This is a genomic window from Amycolatopsis sp. NPDC051372 (assembly GCF_040682095.1).
Taxonomy (GTDB): Bacteria; Actinomycetota; Actinomycetes; order Mycobacteriales; family Pseudonocardiaceae; genus Amycolatopsis.
Genome location: NZ_JBFBAF010000007.1, coordinates 127142 through 143518, shown reverse-complemented (window position 1 = coordinate 143518; position 16377 = coordinate 127142). Strand labels below are relative to the sequence as shown.

Below are 16377 nucleotides of genomic sequence, written 5' to 3'. Positions count from 1 at the left end.
AGGAGAACGCGGTGGACGAGTTCCGGATGCGGATCCGCACCTGGCCGGCCGAGCACCTCGACCCCGCGCTCAAGGGTATCGGCGGGCCCGGCCGGGAGCATGAAGCGTTCGAGGAACGCCGGGCCTGGGAACGGAAACTCGGCGCCGACGGGTGGAACGGGTTGGGCTGGCCCCCAGGACACGGCGGGCGCGGCGCGACGATCGAGCAGCAGATCGCTTTCCACGAGGAGTACGCCCGCGCCGACGCGCCCGCGCGGGTGAGTCACCTCGGGCAGGAGCTGCTGGGACCGGCGCTGATCGCGTTCGGCACCGAAGCCCAGCGGCGCCGGTTCCTGCCGAAGATCCTCGCGGTCGACGAGCTGTGGTGCCAGGGCCACTCCGAACCCGGCGCCGGGTCCGATCTCGCCGCGGTCGGCACGAAAGTGCGACTCCGCAAGGACGAATGGGTGATCACCGGTCAGAAAGTCTGGACGTCGCTGGCCCACGTCGCCGATTGGTGCTTCGCGCTCGTCCGCACCGAGCCGGACAGCAAGCGCCACCACGGGTTGTCGTTCCTGCTCATCCCGATGCACCAGGACGGCGTGGAAGTCCGGCCGATCCGCCAGCTCACCGGCACCGCCGAGTTCAACGAGGTCTTCTTCACCGAAGCCCGCACCGCCAAGGACCTCGTGGTCGGCGCGCCCGGCGACGGCTGGCGGGTCGCGATGGGCGTGCTCGGGTTCGAACGCGGCGTCGCCACGCTCGGTCAGCAGGTCGGATTCCGCCGGGAGCTGGAGGCGATCACGGAACTCGCCGAAACGTCCGGTGCGGCAACGGATCCGCACATAAAAGAGGCCATCGCCCGGGCGTGGGTGGGCCTCGAAGTCATGCACGCGCACGCACTGCGCGCACCGGACGGACCCGGCGCCGCCTCCGTCGCGAAGCTGGTCTGGGCCGGCTGGCACCGCAAGCGCGGCGAGCTGGCCATGCTCGTGCGCGGCGCCGCGGGCCTGGTCGCGACCGAAGACCGCTGGCAACGCTCGTTCCTCTTTTCCCGCGCCGACACGATCTACGGCGGCTCCGACGAGATCCAGCGCACCCTGATCGCCGAGCGCGTCCTCGGCCTGCCCCGGGAGGCCCGGCCGTGATCACCGTCCCGAAGTACCCCAGTGGCAACAACCTGCTCAAGGACAAGGTCGTCGTGGTCACCGCGGCTGCCGGCACGGGCATCGGCTCGGCCGCCGCGAAGCGCTGCCTCGAAGAAGGCGCGAACGTCCTCATCAGCGACCGCCACGAACGCCGCCTCAAGGAGACCGCGCAAGACCTCGGCGTCCCCGGCGTGCCCTGCGACGTCACCCGCGAAGAAGACGTCCAGCGCCTCGTCGACGCGGCCGTCGAGCACTTCGGCCGCCTCGACGTGCTCGTCAACAACGCCGGCCTCGGCGGCACCGCCTCCATCCTCGACATGACCGACGACGAGTGGTCCCGCGTGCTCGACGTGACGCTCACCGGCACCTTCCGCGCCACCCGGGCGGCCCTGCGCCGGTTCGCGGTGCAGAAAACCGGCGGCGCCATCGTGAACAACGCGAGTGTGCTCGGCTGGCGCGCACAGGGTGGCCAGGCCCACTACGCCGCCGCGAAGGCAGGCGTGATGGCCCTGACCCGCTGCGCCGCCGTGGACGCCGCTCCGTACGACGTGCGCGTGAACGCCGTCGCGCCCAGCCTCGCGATGCACGCCAACCTCGCGAAGGTCACCAGCGACGAGCTGCTCGCCGAGCTCAGCGCGCGCGAGGCCTCGGGGAGGGCGGCGCAGCCGTGGGAGGTGGCGAATGTGATGGTGTTCCTGGCCAGTGAGTACGCCTCGTACCTCACCGGCGAGGTGGTGTCGGTCAGTGCCCAGCACGCGTGAGGTGGAACGAGTGAAGAACGCCCCCGGATCCCGGCGAGCCGAGCTGCTCGCGCTCGCCGCGAAGCTGTTCGCCGAGCGCGGGTACGTGTCCACCACGGTCCGCGACATCGCCGACGCCGCCGGCATCCTGTCCGGCAGCCTCTACCACCACTTCGACTCGAAGGAGTCGATGGCCGACGAGATCCTGTCCAGTTTCCTCGACGAGCTGTTCGGGGCCTACGCGGAGATCGTCGCGGAGCGCAAAGGCCCGCGCGAGACGCTGGAAGCCGTGGTCGTCGCGTCGTTCGACTCGATCCACCGGCGCCCCGCCGAGGTCGCGATCTACCAGAACGAAGCCCAGCACCTCATGCAGCTGCCGCGCTTCGCGTACCTCAACGATCGCAACGCCGAGTTCCGCAAGCTCTGGAACGGCATCCTCACCGACGGCGTCGAGGCCGGCGTCTTCCGCCCCGATCTCGACGTGGAGCTCGTCTACCGCTTCATCCGCGACACGGTCTGGGTCGCCGTGCGCTGGTACAACCCCGATGGCGCGCTGAGCGCCCACGACGTCGCGGGCCAGTACCTCGGCATCCTGCTCGACGGCATAGCGAAGCGGAGGCGCCGTGGCTGAGGCCTACGTGCTCGACGCCGTGCGCACGCCCGTCGGCCGGCGCGGCGGCGCGCTCGCCGCGGTACACCCGGCCGACCTCGGCGAGCACGTGATCAAAGCGGTCGTCGATCGCTCAGGCGTGGACCCCGCACTGGTCGACGACGTGATCCTCGGTTGCGTCGACACGCTCGGGCCGCAGGCCGGCAACCTCGCGCGCACGGCGTGGCTCGCCGCCGGGTTCCCGGACCACGTGCCGGGCGTGACGGTGGCGCCAGTGCGGTGCGAGCCAGCAGGCCGTGCACTTCGCCGCGCAGGCCGTGCTCAGCGGCACGGCCGACCTCGTGCTCGCGGGCGGGGTGCAGCACATGTCGGCCGTGCCGATCGGCTCGGCGATGCTCGCCGGGCGCGAGCTGGGGTTCCCCGACCCGTTCTCGGGTGCGAAAGGCTGGCAGGAGCGCTACGGCGCCGAGGAGGTCTCACAGTTCCGCGGCGCCGACCTCATCGTGCGCCACTGGGACCTTTCACGCGCACAGCTGGAGGAGTTCGCACTACGCAGCCACGAACGCGCGGCCGCCGCCATCGACGAAGGGCGCTTCGACGCCGAACTCGTGGCCTACGGTGACTTCCGCGTGGACGAAGGTCCCCGCCGCGACACCAGCCTCGCCAAGATGGCCACGCTGAAGCCGCTTTCCGAAGGTTCCCGCATCACGGCCGCCGTTTCCAGCCAGCTCTCGGACGGCGCGAGCGCGACGCTGCTGGCCTCGGAAGCGTTCGTGCGCGAGCACAAGCTCAAGCCCCGAGAGCGCATCCACCACCTGTCGGTGCGAGCCGCCGATCCGGTCTGGATGCTCACCGGACCGATCCCCGCGACCGCGCACGCGCTGCGCAAGACCGGCCTCACGATCGGTGAGATCGACTTGTTCGAGGTCAACGAGGCGTTCGCCAGCGTCGTGCTCGCGTGGCTCGACGAGACCGGCGCGGACCCGGATCGCGTGAACGTGAACGGCGGCGCCATCGCGCTCGGCCACCCGATCGGCGCGTCGGGCACCAAACTGTTCGCCACGCTCCTGCACGAGCTCGAACGGCGAGACGCGCGGTTCGGCCTGCAGACGATGTGCGAAGGCGGCGGCACCGCCAACGTCACGATCGTCGAACGGCTGTAGCCGCGCCAAAAGCCGAAGGGCCGGTCACCACACCGCCCAGCCGCTGGGACGGTGTGGTGACCGGTGGAAGGGGGCGGCCGCCGCGCGCGGCCACCCCCGGCTCTCACCGCGCGAAGTCCTCCGCCGCGTCGAACTCGTCGGCGAACTGCGCGTAGAACTCCTGCGTGTCGAACCGCTCATCGGTGTCGAACTGCTCGTCCGGCCAGGTCTCGACGGGCTCCGGTGCGGCCAAGGACGGCATGTGCTCCGGCACCGGCAGCCGCCGGTCGAGCTCGGCCGTCCAGTCGAGCATCGCGCGCGGTTTGTCCCACGCCGTGATGCCCACGAGCTGCCCGGCGCGGATGAACCCGGTGATGCCGTCGGCGAGCGACACGGTGTCCTCGCCGAGCGACGGCATGCCCGCCATCTGCAGCCGCACGTCGTAGAGCGTCGACCACGCCCGCGGCAGCGGCGCGAACGGCGTGGCCGCCGACCGGCCCGCGATCAGGTTCTCCGCGGCCGCGCGCGCCGACTCCACGGCGTTGATCCAGTGCTCAACACGGCGCGGCACCTCGTCGAAACGCAGGTTGGGCCAGCGCGCGAGGTCACCCGCCACGACCACGTCGTCGGCGCCCTCGGCGAACAGCGTCGGCTCGCACAGCACACCGTCCTCGACGTCGAGGCCCGAGCCGCGCAGGTAGTCGACTGCAGGGACGCTGCCGATCGCGAGCACCACGCAGCTGGCCACGAGCAGCTTGTTGTTCGTCAGGTGCAGCCCGACGGTGTCGTCGGTGCTGATCCAGTGCCGCACCTCCGAGCCCATCGCCAGCTTCGTCCGGTGCTCCTTGTGCAGCTTCACCACGGCGTCGGAGATCCGGCTGCCGAAGCGGTGCAGCGGCGCCTTCGCGTGGCCGACGAGCGTGACGTCGCGGCCGAGGTGGCGCATGCTCGCGGCGAACTCGTTGCCGATCAAGCCACCGCCGATCACCACGGCCGGCTTGTTGCTCGCGTGCAGGCAGTGCCGCACGGCCAGCGCGTCGTCGATCGTGCGCAGCACCCGCACGCGCGGGTCGTGGCGCGGCGAGCCGGGCAGGTGTCGCGGCACGACGCCGGTGGCCAGCACGAGCCCGTCGTACCAAAGCGATTCACCGCCGGGCAGGTGCACGACGCGCTCGACGGTGTCGAGGTGCGTCGCGCGCGTGCCGAGGCGCCAGTGGACGTCGAGGTCGCCGTAGGCACGCAGCGTGGTGTCCGGCGGTCGCGCCGCTCCCATCACGAGCTGCTTCGAGATCATCGGCCGGTGGTACGGGCGGCGGGCCTCGTCGCCCACCACCACGATCTCGCCGTCGAAGCCGAGCTCACGCAATCGTTCCGCCGCGCGCAAGCCGGCGACACCTGCGCCGACGATGACGATCCGGTCGCCGTCAGCCATCGAGTTCCCCTCTCAGCACGACCGCCTGCATCGGGCACACCCGGGCCGCGGCGATCGCTTGGGTCATGTCTTCGGGTTCGAGCAGGCGCTTGCGGAAGCGCAGGCGCCCGTCCCGGCCGAGGTCGAAGAGGCCGGGGGCCTCCATCGCACAGATTCCGTAGAGCTCGCACCGGTCGTTGTCGACACTCACGCGCGGCCCGCTACCGGGCAGTTTCACGCCACCTGCTCCTCGACGAGGCCGATCCGCTCGAGCGTCCGCGGCGGCAGGAACCGCAGCAGCGCCAGCGTGAACGGCGGCACGAGCAGGGTGATGCCGACCAGCCACATCGCCGCGAGGTGACCGTTCGCGATCGCGCCGAAGAACGCGTGCAGCGCCGTGAGCGCGACGGCCGGGTAGGCCAGCCGGTGCAGCCACAGCCACCGCCGGTACGACGTCCAGCGCTGCACGCACGTCGTGAACGCGATGGCGAGCATCAGCTCCAGCCCGACGATGCCGAACGTGTGCCGCGCGAGCGTGCCCGGCATGAACGGGATCGAGATGTACGCCAGCGAGTACGGGTTCACGGTGAGGTAGAGGAAACCCACCGCGTGCAGGCAGCCGAACGCGAGCGCGAGCGTCGACAGCATGAGGTGGCCGCTGCGCAGGGCCTTGCGGCCGGTGACCGAGCGCACCCAGCCCGTGGCGGTGAGCACGCCCCAGCAGAGCGTGAGGCACATGAACGCGTACGACAGCCGAGCCGAGAACGCCGCGATGCCGCGGGCGGCCGGGTCGGTGGTCTGCTGCGCGAGGGTGGTCACCGCCTCGTGGACGGTGTCAACCATGGGTTTCTCCTGAGTCAGGGCGGAGCCGGCCGCCGCGCAGGCGACCTGACTTCGCGTAGCGGACCCCGAGCAGCGTCGCGCCGCCGACCAGCAGGATGAGCAGCGCGGCAGTGAGCACGTCGGTGGTCCGCACGTCGAGTGCGGCGCCGGCGGGCGCCGCGGAATCGGCCACTGCGGACTGCGGCAGCGCGGTGTAGTCGACGAATCCGGTGCTTTCCAGCAGCGTCATGTGCCGCAGCACGGCCTGGTTCGCGACGGTCGCGTACGCGCGGATCTCGGGGTTGCGAGTGCCGGCGCGGACCTGTGCGATCACGGAGAACACCTGCCCGTGGGCCGCGCGCAGCAAGTTCGCGAAGAGGCGGTCGAAGTCCTGCGGGGTGGGAGCGCTCTGCAGTTCGTTGAGCCAGCCCAGCTGCTGAGCCGACGGCTCGGTGGGCAGCGTGACGCCGAGCTTGGCGGCGAGCTGGCGGGTGAGCACGTCGAGCCGGCCGTGGTCGACCATGATCGCCGCGCCGACCTCCCGCACTTTCGGGCTCGCGCCGCGGGTCTCGGCCCACGTGCCGGCCGGCATCTCCCACAGCCCGGCCTGGCGCACCTTCACGAGCAGCAGCTCGTCACCGGCGTCGACGCCGGTCTGCGCCGACGCCGGCGGCTGGGGCTGCAGCACCACGACGGCGGCGAACACCACCAGCACGACGCGGAAGAACTTGCGGAAACGGCTAGATCCGGAACGCATCGGCCCGCCAAGAATCGGTGGTGGTCGCGATCTTGCCGCCCTCGGGCGTGAGCGGGAACCAAGCGCGGTCGGCGCCCTGCCCGGCGGTCTGACCCGGCATCTCGTCGCCGGTGTAGCGGTAGAGCGGCCAGCCGGCGAGGGTGACCTGATCGGTGCCGTCGGGACGCGTGACGCTGCCCACGAGATCACGGTCGATGCCGGTGAGTGATACGTCACCACTCGCGCGGACGGGCAGCCACTTCTCGGCGCACTCGTCGGTGCAGCGCGACCGCGACGGCTTGGCGCTGTCGCGGTCGTAGCGGTAGACGGCGAAACCGCTCCCGTCCACGACGACGTCGCCGAGGTCGAATGCGCGCGCGGCCCGCAGGGCGGCTTTCGCGGGGTCGGTCTGGTCGGCCGGCATCTGCATCGGCATGCTCATCGGGCCCGCGGGGCTCGGGATATAGCCACCGGGAGCGGTTCCGGACTGACATGCGGTCAACAAAGTGAATGCGGCCAGGCACACAACGGGCGGTGCCGCTGTGCGGAACAAGCGGTTCACGGCTTCCTCCAGGGGGCGGAACTGCGCGCCGTCACGCGGAACGGCGGGAAAAGGGCGCAGTTTATCCACTGTGGACAGTAAGCCCAGGGTGAATGCGGTGCGTCGCGGGGGAACGACGCGTTGTCGGGGTCTTCGACGGGGGATACGGACACAGGTTCGACACGGTTCAAAAAACTTTCGTGACCAAAGCCGGTGATTTTGGTACTGGACGAAATGGCGTCGTTGCCACAAAGATGTGCGGCGTGGGACGGCACAATCGAACGCTGAGCCCGACGGACGATCATGAAACCGAAACCCCCGGACTTCATGACGACCTGGCCAAAGCGTTGTACCAAGAGTTCGGCGGAGCCTTGATGGGCTTCGCGCTGCGCCTGACCGGTCACGACCGGCAGTGGGCCGAAGACGTGGTGCAGGAGACGTTGATCAAGGCCTGGCGCAACGCCGACAAGCTCGACCGGAGGCCGGCGATGCTGCGCGCGTGGCTGTTCACCGTCGCTCGGCGCATCGTCATCGACGGCTGGCGCAGCCGCAGTGTTCGTCCGCAGGAGCTCGAGGAGATCGAGTCCGATGCCGTGTTCGTGTCCGACGAGTCGGACAAGACGGTGGCGGCCATGATCCTCTATGAGGCGCTGCAAGGGCTTTCTCCCGAGCACCGGGAGGCGGTGCAGCAGACGTACCTGGCCGACCGGACCGTGAACGAGGTCGCCGCCACCCTGGGAGTGCCGCCCGGTACCGTCAAATCGCGAATCCACCACGCCGTCCGCGCCCTGCGGAAGGCCATGCGCGAGCGGGGGTGACGTGACGGTGGCCGGATCCCCGCACACCGACCTCGCCGCGTACGTGCTCGGCGTGCTCAGTGAAGCCGACAACACGCGGTTCGAGGAACACCTGCTCGACTGCCCGCATTGCCAGCTCGACCTCGTCGAGCTCCACCAGTTGCCCGACGTGCTCGACCTCGTGAAGAAGACCTGGCCGGAGCCGCCGGTACCGGTCACGCCGGGGCGCACGCTGGCGCCCGGTCCGCGCGTGCTGCGCGCCCTGATGGCCGAGGCGACGGTGAAGCGCAAGCGGCGCCGGCGCCTCGGGCTCGTCGCCGCGGCGGCCGCGGTGGCGCTCGTGGTGGCGGGTCCGCTCGTCACGCTCGCGGTGCGCCCGGCCGACGCCGCGGGTCCCGCGGTGAGCCTGGCGGCGCCGACTTCGGTCCCGCCGTCGCCGTCTTCCTCGCTGTCCGCGCCCGGCGGTGGCACGTCGTCGGGTCAGGGCGCTTCGGCCGTGACGGCGCGCGTGTCCGTGACGCCGCGCGAGTGGGGCAGCTCCGTGGGCCTCGATCTGAGCGGGGTCGCGGGACCGATGAACTACCAGCTGCTCGCGATCTCCTCGGCCGGAGACATCCGCACGGTCACGGGCTGGTCCGTGCCCGCGAAGGGCTACGGGATCCCGGGTTCCCCCGATCCGCTGCATGTGACGGGCGGCACGTCGCTGCCTGCCGACGAGATCACGCGATTCGAGGTCCGGGCCGACGACGGCACGCTGCTCGTGGTCGTCGATCGCTGACCCTCCCTGCTGGGGAAATACTCTGTCCTTTATGGATTTTCGGGGCTGACCTGCCGATCACGTGCGGATAACGCGGCGATTTCTTTTTGAACCACTTCGACTTCCCGTCCGTATTCCCCAGTGCCGGCACCGGATTCCCCCGCATCCGAGCTGCTGAGCGTCTCGACTCCAAGTAGTTCACACCCGGGCCGCGGCCGTAGTTCGGCGCGCCCGGAGGATCGAACGAGGTGAGCACAGCACCATGACCAGGAACCATCCCCGTCACCGGCCGGCGAAGCGCGTCACGATCGTCACCGGTGCGCTCGGCCTGGCCCTCGCGGTGGGCGCGCTGGCCGTGAACGCGACGTCCGGCGAGCCCGACCGCGCCGGCGCCGACCCGGCCGACAAGTCGTTCTTCCTGGACATCACCAAGGTCCCGAAGGGCTCGAACGTGAGCCGGGCGCAGAACCGCGGCGCGCGCGGCACGTTCACCGTCGACTGTGGACGCAACGAGAACGGCCACTTCAACCCCGACAACTTCATCGCGCAGCCGGGTGTGCGCAACGGCGCCCAGCACCTGCACGACTACGTCGGCAACCTCTCCACGAACGCCGACTCGACCAACCGCAGCCTCGCCCGTGCCGGCACGACGTGCAAGAACGGTGACAAGTCCACCTACTACTGGCCGGTGGTCCGCATCGACACCGACGACGAGGAGGAGGAGGAAGCCCCGGCGTCTTCCGAAGCGGCAGCCCCGGCCGAGAGTGAGGACGTGGCCGCCGACCGCGCCGACGCGGCGAAGGAAGCCGCCGAGCCGCAGGTCGAGTGCCCCGACGTGGCGAGCGAGCTGCCCGACGTGCCCGACGCGGCCATGGACGCGGTCAACACCGAGCTCGACGCGATGGACTCGCAGGTCGACCAGGCCGACAAGCAGGTCGAGGCCGGGCAGGATTCCGATGCGGTGCTGAAGTCGTTGAAGGGCAAGCGGTCCGCGTCGCTGAAGAAGATCTCGGACACGATGGCCGAGCAGGGCGTGAAGCCGGAAGACCCGGCCGCGCTGGCCGGCTGCGCCGTGCAGGACTCCGACAGCACAGGCCTCGACAACGGCGGCGCCAACAGCGATCCGACCGGCGGCGAGAGCGCCACGGAGCAGGACCAGAAGCAGGACAACGGCGCGGCCGCTGAGCTGCCGGGCGTGAACGGCGAGAACGAGGTCGCCGGCAACGACGGCGAGATCCAGCGCGTGGTTTCCGCGACGCTGTCCTTCGGCAGCGGTGGCGCTCGCAAGGTCGTGGCGATGCCGCGGTTCCTGCGAGTGCTCTACGGTGACGCGAAGGAAGGCGCCAACGGTCCCGCCAACGCCCGCGCGAGCTGGACGTGCTCCGGCTTCGAGGACCGGCTGACCGACCACTACCCGATCTGCCCCGACGGCAGCAAGGTCGAGCGCATCCACGCCTTCCCGAACTGCTGGGACGGCAAGAACATCGACAGCGCCAACCACCGCACCCACATCGTGTTCTCCGACGCCAACGGCAACTGCAAGCGCGGCTTCAAGGCCGTGCCGCAGCTGAAGATCACCCTGGTCTACAACATCCCGCACGACGTGCAGGTCAAGGGCCAGTACAAAGTGGACGCTTTCCCCGAGGAGAAGCACAACCCCCGCTCGGATCACGACGACTTCGCCAACGTCATGACGCAGTCGCAGATGAACCGCGTGGTCTCCTGCATCAACACGGGCAAGCGCTGTAAGGAATGACCCGGGAGCCGGCGGCCCGGTGTGGTGCCTCGCTCGGGCACCGCTGGGACCCGGGCCGCCCCCGGCCCCGTCCGGCGCCACGACCCCTCGCAGCACCCGTTGCGCCGGCCGATGCGGACCCGACCAGACCAGGAAAGGAGTTTCGATGCGAATCTCCCCGAGCCACGCGGAGTTCACGGCGCGTCGCGGCCGCCGGCGGGTGGGAACCCGGGTCCTGCGATTCCGCCGCCAGGACCGGCGGCGCGGTGCGATGCCTCGCTCGGGCTCTGCGCGGGCACCCTTGGCGTTGACGGAACACGGAAAGATTCAGGAGCAGTCATGAATTTCCCTTACCACGTCGAGGATTTCGACCGGGACGGTCGCGAGGACCCGGTCGGCGCGGCGCGCGACACCGCTGCCGACCTGCCGTGGCGTGAGGGCGGCGGAAGGGCGGCAGGTTCCGGGCGGTTCTCCGGTGTGTTGCCGGTGTCCCCGGTGTCCACATCGGAAACCGGCTGACCCCCCCAAAAAAGCTCCGATTCGGCGAGGTTCCCTCTCCTTCACCCACCCCCCACTCGCCGGGTCGGGTTCCTTGCCGGTCCGGCGGGCGCTTCCCTCCCACATCCCCCCGCACCCGCCGGACCGGTCAAGGGTTTTTCGTCACCGCGGACCAGAAGTCCAGGGGGAGGTGGCCGGCGGCGAGGCCCTCGTCGTCGAGCAGGTGGCCCATGAGCTTGATCCCGCGCAGCGTCACGGCGCGGTCGACGATCTCCAGCCACGGCAGCTTGGCCGCGAGCGAGCCCTCCAGTGCCGGCAGGTCGTGCTGGGAACCCAGCCACACCACCAGCATCAGGTTCGCCGCCCCGCTGAGGGCGGCGCACATGCGTACCTCCGGCAGCATCGCGAGCGAGCGCGCGGTCGTCTCGAGCTTGTCGGGCGGGACGCGCAGCCAGAGCATCGCCGTGACGGGCGCGGGGGACAGGGGCCGCGCGATCTCGCAGCGCAGCCGGACGGCGCCGCGGGCCAGCAGGGCCTCGAGACGGCGCCGGACGGTGCTCGCCCCCACACCCAGCTCCACCGCCAGCGAAGCGGCCGACGCCCGGGCGTCCTCCCCGAGGGCCAGGATCAGCGCCCGGTCCAGCTCGCCGAAGCGCAAAGGTCCGGACGTCCGCGCCGAGGGTGACACCAAAGCCTCCCGCTCGCCCGGCGAGATGGCGCGGACGCGCCACCGGCTGCCCTCGGTGAACAAGCGCGGCGACACCACCGTGCGCGTCGCCGTGACGCCGGGCAGCGCCGACAACCGGTGCAGCACGTAGTCGGAGATCGCGCGCAGCGTTGGCGCCACCAGGTGGATGTGCAGGTCGCAGTGCCCGGCCAGGTACTCCACCGTCGCCACGTGCGGGTCGGCCGCGAGGCGCTGGGCCACCGCCAACGCCGAACCCGGCGCGCAGTCGATCTCCACGAACGCCAGCGCCAGCTGCGCCACCAGCTCGCCGCCCGGGTACGCGGTGAGCCAGGCCTGCCCGCGCGCCACCAGCGTCTCCCAACGCCGCGCGGCCGTCACCGCCCCGATGTCCAGCGCCTGGCCCAGCACGGCCCACGTCGCGCGCGGCCGGGTCTGCAGCGCGTCGAGGAGTTTGAGGTCGCTCTCGCTCAACATGGCCGATCCTTCGTCCGCGCGGCGCCGATTTGGCGGATTCCTGCGATCCGGCCGGCAGGAGCGTTCCACACTCGCATCATCTTCGGGCCAGCATATGTCGATGTTCCAGCGAGGGAGACCCATGTCCTTGCGCTCCGACGCCGCAGCGCTCCGCCCCGACCTCGTCGCGCTCCGCCGATCGCTGCACCGAACCCCCGAAATCGGCCTCGACCTGCCCCGCACCCAGGAAAAGGTGCTCCAGGCCCTCGACGGCCTCGGCCTCGAGATCAGCCTCGGCCGTGACCTGTCGTCGGTGACCGCCGTGCTGCGCGGCGGCGGCGGACCCGGCGGCACCGTGCTGTTGCGCGGCGACATGGACGCGCTGCCCGTCACGGAGGCCTCCGGCGAGGAGTTCTCCTCCGAGATCGACGGCGCCATGCACGCCTGCGGCCACGACCTGCACACAGCCGGGCTCGTCGGCGCCGCGCAGCTGCTCGTCTGCCGCCGCGACCAGCTGGCCGGCGACGTCGTGTTCATGTTCCAGCCCGGTGAAGAAGGCTGCGACGGCGCGAGCTACATGATCGACGAGGGCGTGCTCACCGCGTCCGGCCGCCAGGTCGACGCCGCCTACGGGCTGCACGTTTCGTCTTCGCGCCATGCGCGGGGCCTGTTCACCTGCCGGCCCGGGCCGCTCATGGCCGCGTCCGACGCGGTGAAGGTGCGGGTGGTCGGCGCGGGCGGCCACGGTTCGGCGCCGGAGGCTTCGCGTGACCCCATCCCGGCCGCGTGCGAGATGGTCACCGCTCTTCAGACGCGTATGACCCGGGCGTTCGGCGCGTTCGAGCCGGTGGTGCTCACCGTCGGCAGCTTCCACGCCGGCACGCGGCGCAACGTGATCCCGGACGACGCGGTGTTCGAGGCTACCGTGCGCTCGTTCGACCCGGAGGTGCGCGAGCGCATCCGCACGCAGGTCGTGCGCGTGTGCGAGGGCATCGCCGCCGCGCACGGTCTGGACGTCGAGATCACCTACGACGCCGAGTACCCCGTGCTGGTGAACCACGACTCCGGCCACGAGTTCATCGCCGGCACCGTGCGTGAGGTCTTCGGCGAGGAACGGTTCGAGCTGCTGGAACAGCCGATGACGGGGTCGGAGGACTTCTCCCGGGTGCTCGGGAAGGTGCCGGGCGCGTTCGTGTTCCTCGGCGCGTCGCGGTCGGACGATCCGGTCGGCGCACCCAACAACCACTCACCGCGCGCCGCGTTCGACGACTCGGTGCTCGCCGACGGCGCGACCCTGCTCGCCGAGCTGGCGTGCCGGCAGCTCGCGGTCCTGGCAGCGTGATCACATGCGCAGCTACCACCTCCCGCCGATCATCCCGGTGATCGCGCTGGTCCTCATGCCGTTCCTGCCGTTCGTCAACTCCACCGGACTGTGGCTAGGCCTGCCGAAGATGCTGGTGTGGGGCGCTTTCTGGTGCCTCATGTTCACCCCGGCCCTGCTGCTGAGCGAGCGCATGATGGCGCGCGCGGGGGCGGGTGACGACTGATGATCCTGACCTTCACGCTCGTCGGGATCGTCCTCATCGGTGTGCTCGGCTTCGTCGGGCGGCGCAAGCCCGCGGCGGATCTCAGCGAGTGGACCGTCGGCGGCCGGAAGTTCGGCGCGCTCACGATGTGGTTCCTGCAGGCCGGCGAGGTATTCACCACCTTCACCTTCCTCGGCATGGCGGGGCTCGCGTTCTCCGGCGGCTTCGCGGCGATGTACGCGCTGCCGTACGTGCCGATCGCCTACGTGGTCCTGTTCTTCCTGGCCAAACGCCTGTGGCGGATGGGCAAGGAACGCGGGTACCTCACGCAGGGCGATTTCCTCGAGGACCGCTTCTCCAGCAAGTTCCTCGGCACGCTCTCGGCCGTGCTCGGCGTGATCTTCGTGCTGCCCTACCTGCAGCTGCAGATCACCGGGCTCGGCCTGATAGTGCGGCTCGTGACCGGCGACGCGGCGTCGGGCAACCTGAGCATGGTGCTGGGCAGCGTGCTGATCGTCGCGTTCGTGCTGTGGGCCGGGCTGCGGGGCGTGGCCGCGACGTCGTACTTCAAGGACGCGATCATGCTCGTGGTCCTCGTGGTGCTGATCATCGCGGTGCCGGCGCACTTCGCGGGCGGCGTCTCGGGCGTGTTCCACAAGATCGAGCAGCTGCACCCGGAGAAGCTGTTCATCCACGCCGGCACCAACGACCACACGTGGTTCATCACCAGCATGCTCGTGAGCGCGATCGGCGTCGGCCTGATGACGCTGCCGCACTCGTGGCCCGCGCTGATGGCCGCGCGTGACCCGAAGGTGCTGCGGCGCAACTACACGTGGATGCCGATCTACGAGCTGTGCCTGCTGCTGCCGATGATCATCGGGTTCGCCGCGATCCTCGTGGTGGACAAGACCAGTGACCCCAACGGCGTGCTCCTGACCCTGAGCAAGGACGCGCTGCCGGGCTGGGTCACGGGGCTGGTCGTCGTGGCGGCCACGGCCACCGCGATGGTGCCCGCGGCCGGCATCCTGATCGGGATCTCGTCGCTGGTGGCGCGCAACATCGCGCGGGTGCGCGGGGAGCGCAGGCAGTTCTGGATCAACCACGGCACGGTCGTGCTCGCGAGCGCGCTCGCGTTGGTGCTCGGCATCTTCCGGCCCGATCTGCTCGCGAACCTGCTGCTGCTCACGTACTCCGGCTCTGTGCAGCTCGCGCCGGCCAACCTGCTGGGCTTCCTCAAGAAGGTGCCGGTCGGCAAGGGCCCGGTGCTCGCGGGGCTGATCGCCGGCGAGCTCGTGGTCATCTGGCTGACGTTCTTCGACACGAAGTTCGCCGGCACCGTGAACGTCGGCCTGATCGGGCTCGCGGCCAACGTCGTCGTGCTCGCCGTGGCCACCGGCATCGAGCGGGCCGTGACGCGGCCCGGCGTTCCCGTGAAGACAGGAGAACCGGTATGACCCGCACGGTGTTCAGCGGCGGCTCGGTGTTCGACGGCACCGGCAGCGCCCCCGCCCCGGCCGACGTCGTGGTGGAGGACGGCCGGATCGTCGAGGTCGGCACCGGCCTCGACGGCGACCGCTCGGTCGACTGCACCGGCGCGACGCTGTTACCCGGATTGTTCGACTGCCACGTGCACGTGACGGTGTCTGACCTCGGGTTGCTGCCGCGCGTGCAGAAGCCGTTCTCGTACCAGTTCTACGAGGCCGCCCGCAACCTCTGGACCACGCTCAAGCTCGGCATCACCACCGTGCGCGACGCGGCCGGCGCCGACCTCGGCATCAAGCAGGCCGTGGCCGACGGGTTGATCCCCGGGCCGCGGCTGCAGATCGCCATCGGCCTGATCAGCCCCACCGGCGGCCACGGCGACGGCTGGATGCCTTCGGGCCACTGCCTTCCGCTGTCGCTGCCCCACCCCGGCCGCCCCGACGCGACGGCCGATGGCCCGGACGAGATGCGCCGCATCGCGCGGACGTTGCTGCGCGCCGGCGCGGACGTGCTGAAGGTCTGCACCACCGGCGGCGTCCTGTCACCCCGCGACGATCCGCGGCACTCGCAGTTCACGCTGGAGGAGCTCGACGTCCTCGTCACCGAGGCGCAGATGCAGGGCCGCGCCGTGATGGCCCACGCCCAGGGCGCGGAGGGCATCAAGAACGCCGTGCGCGCCGGCATCCGCTCCATCGAGCACGGCATCTACCTCGACGACGAGGCCATCGAACTCATGCTGGCCCGCGGCACCTGGCTCGTGCCGACGCTGGTGGCGCCGGTCAACGTCATCCGCGCGGCCGCGGCGGGTGCTTCGCTGCCGGACGCCGTGGTGCAGAAGGCCAAGGAGGTCGCGGAGGTCCACGCCGACTCGGTGCGCCGGGCGGTCGCCGCGGGCGTGCGGATCGCGATGGGTACGGACAGCGGGGTGGGTCCCCACGGGACGAACCTGGAGGAGCTGGAGCTGATGCGCTCGTGCGGCATGAGCCCGGCCGACGTGCTCGTGGCGACCACGTCGTCGGCCGCCCGGCTGCTCGGCATGGAGGGCGAGCTGGGCCGGCTGGCTCCTGGTCACCGCGCGGACATCGTGGTGGTGGCCGGGGATCCGTACGACTTCGCCGACCTGGGGGCCAACGTCCGCGAGGTCTGGCAGGGCGGCGTGCGCGCGGTGTGATGCGTCTGTGGTGCTTCGGGTCGTTCGGGGTTGAAGCGGCGTGGTGTCGTCGCCGGCATGCTCGGCTGAAGTGCGCCCGGGCGCGCAACGTCGACGAAATCACCGCCCAGGAAATCTGCTGCTGCCGGTTCTCCGCTATCG

General features: G+C 70.6%; 17 protein-coding genes and 1 pseudogene. 12 read left to right on the top strand and 6 right to left on the bottom strand.

The genetic code is table 11. The features are described from left to right. Positions 1 to 26 precede the first annotated feature (26 nt). The 4 genes and pseudogenes from AB0M56_RS13100 to AB0M56_RS13085 all read left to right on the top strand — a co-directional run. Complete coding sequence (locus AB0M56_RS13100; protein ID WP_364174930.1) at positions 27 to 1127, top strand: acyl-CoA dehydrogenase family protein; 1101 nt, start codon at positions 27 to 29, stop codon at positions 1125 to 1127. Further along, a complete protein-coding gene (locus AB0M56_RS13095; RefSeq protein ID WP_364174565.1) occupies positions 1124 to 1888 on the top strand; it encodes an SDR family oxidoreductase in 765 nt (254 codons plus the stop codon). Before AB0M56_RS13100 ends, AB0M56_RS13095 begins: the two co-directional genes overlap by 4 nt. 10 nt (positions 1889 to 1898) lie before the next feature. Continuing rightward, positions 1899 to 2498, top strand: a complete 600-nt coding sequence (locus AB0M56_RS13090) for a TetR/AcrR family transcriptional regulator (protein WP_364174562.1) — start codon at positions 1899 to 1901, stop codon at positions 2496 to 2498. Next, positions 2491 to 3574, top strand: a pseudogene (locus tag AB0M56_RS13085) (acetyl-CoA C-acyltransferase); the annotation flags it as partial. The gene AB0M56_RS13090 and the pseudogene AB0M56_RS13085, both read left to right, overlap by 8 nt. A gap of 169 nt (positions 3575 to 3743) precedes the next feature. On the opposite strand, the gene AB0M56_RS13080 reads toward AB0M56_RS13085, so the two are convergent. Genes AB0M56_RS13080 through AB0M56_RS13060 form a run of 5 tightly spaced genes read right to left on the bottom strand, consistent with a single transcriptional unit; the run spans position 3744 to position 7018 of the window. After that, on the bottom strand, positions 3744 to 5051 hold the full coding sequence (locus tag AB0M56_RS13080) for an NAD(P)/FAD-dependent oxidoreductase (RefSeq protein ID WP_364174559.1): 1308 nt from the start codon (positions 5049 to 5051) through the stop codon (positions 3744 to 3746). Next, positions 5044 to 5268: a ferredoxin gene (locus AB0M56_RS13075; protein ID WP_220238256.1), complete on the bottom strand. Its 225-nt coding sequence runs from the start codon at positions 5266 to 5268 to the stop codon at positions 5044 to 5046. The genes AB0M56_RS13080 and AB0M56_RS13075 overlap by 8 nt, the downstream gene beginning before the upstream one ends. Further along, entirely contained in the window at positions 5265 to 5873 is a 609-nt protein-coding gene (locus tag AB0M56_RS13070; protein ID WP_364174556.1) for a ferric reductase-like transmembrane domain-containing protein, read from the bottom strand. The genes AB0M56_RS13075 and AB0M56_RS13070 overlap by 4 nt, the downstream gene beginning before the upstream one ends. Then, the gene (locus tag AB0M56_RS13065; RefSeq protein WP_364174554.1) at positions 5866 to 6609 is read right to left on the bottom strand and encodes a DUF4142 domain-containing protein; all 744 of its coding nucleotides are present in this window, start codon (positions 6607 to 6609) and stop codon (positions 5866 to 5868) included. The genes AB0M56_RS13070 and AB0M56_RS13065 overlap by 8 nt, the downstream gene beginning before the upstream one ends. Continuing rightward, entirely contained in the window at positions 6593 to 7018 is a 426-nt protein-coding gene (locus AB0M56_RS13060) for a hypothetical protein (RefSeq protein WP_364174551.1), read from the bottom strand. The genes AB0M56_RS13065 and AB0M56_RS13060 overlap by 17 nt, the downstream gene beginning before the upstream one ends. 311 nt (positions 7019 to 7329) lie before the next feature. Here AB0M56_RS13060 and AB0M56_RS13055 point away from each other — a divergent pair, with 311 nt between their 5' ends. From AB0M56_RS13055 to AB0M56_RS13040, 4 genes are all read left to right on the top strand, one after another. Next, positions 7330 to 7947, top strand: coding sequence for a sigma-70 family RNA polymerase sigma factor (locus tag AB0M56_RS13055; RefSeq protein WP_364174548.1), 618 nt, complete (start codon positions 7330 to 7332; stop codon positions 7945 to 7947). Between the two features lie 7 nt (positions 7948 to 7954). After that, positions 7955 to 8704: a zf-HC2 domain-containing protein gene (locus tag AB0M56_RS13050; protein WP_364174545.1), complete on the top strand. Its 750-nt coding sequence runs from the start codon at positions 7955 to 7957 to the stop codon at positions 8702 to 8704. A gap of 241 nt (positions 8705 to 8945) precedes the next feature. Beyond that, entirely contained in the window at positions 8946 to 10439 is a 1494-nt protein-coding gene (locus AB0M56_RS13045; protein ID WP_364174542.1) for a DUF1996 domain-containing protein, read from the top strand. Between the two features lie 318 nt (positions 10440 to 10757). Beyond that, positions 10758 to 10937, top strand: coding sequence for a hypothetical protein (locus AB0M56_RS13040; protein WP_364174539.1), 180 nt, complete (start codon positions 10758 to 10760; stop codon positions 10935 to 10937). Between the two features lie 127 nt (positions 10938 to 11064). Here AB0M56_RS13040 and AB0M56_RS13035 read toward each other — a convergent pair whose 3' ends face one another. Continuing rightward, positions 11065 to 12078: an Lrp/AsnC ligand binding domain-containing protein gene (locus AB0M56_RS13035; RefSeq protein WP_364174536.1), complete on the bottom strand. Its 1014-nt coding sequence runs from the start codon at positions 12076 to 12078 to the stop codon at positions 11065 to 11067. A gap of 121 nt (positions 12079 to 12199) precedes the next feature. On the opposite strand from AB0M56_RS13035, the gene AB0M56_RS13030 reads away from it, so the two are divergent. Genes AB0M56_RS13030 through AB0M56_RS13015 form a run of 4 tightly spaced genes read left to right on the top strand, consistent with a single transcriptional unit; the run spans position 12200 to position 16236 of the window. Next, complete coding sequence (locus AB0M56_RS13030) at positions 12200 to 13399, top strand: M20 family metallopeptidase (RefSeq protein WP_364174534.1); 1200 nt, start codon at positions 12200 to 12202, stop codon at positions 13397 to 13399. A gap of 4 nt (positions 13400 to 13403) precedes the next feature. Continuing rightward, the gene (locus AB0M56_RS13025; RefSeq protein ID WP_220238265.1) at positions 13404 to 13604 is read left to right on the top strand and encodes a hypothetical protein; all 201 of its coding nucleotides are present in this window, start codon (positions 13404 to 13406) and stop codon (positions 13602 to 13604) included. Beyond that, positions 13604 to 15037 carry a sodium:solute symporter family protein gene (locus AB0M56_RS13020; protein ID WP_364174530.1) on the top strand — a complete coding sequence of 478 codons (1434 nt, stop codon included), beginning with the start codon at positions 13604 to 13606 and terminating at the stop codon, positions 15035 to 15037. Before AB0M56_RS13025 ends, AB0M56_RS13020 begins: the two co-directional genes overlap by 1 nt. Beyond that, entirely contained in the window at positions 15034 to 16236 is a 1203-nt protein-coding gene (locus tag AB0M56_RS13015) for an amidohydrolase family protein (RefSeq protein ID WP_364174528.1), read from the top strand. The genes AB0M56_RS13020 and AB0M56_RS13015 overlap by 4 nt, the downstream gene beginning before the upstream one ends. Positions 16237 to 16377 lie beyond the last annotated feature (141 nt).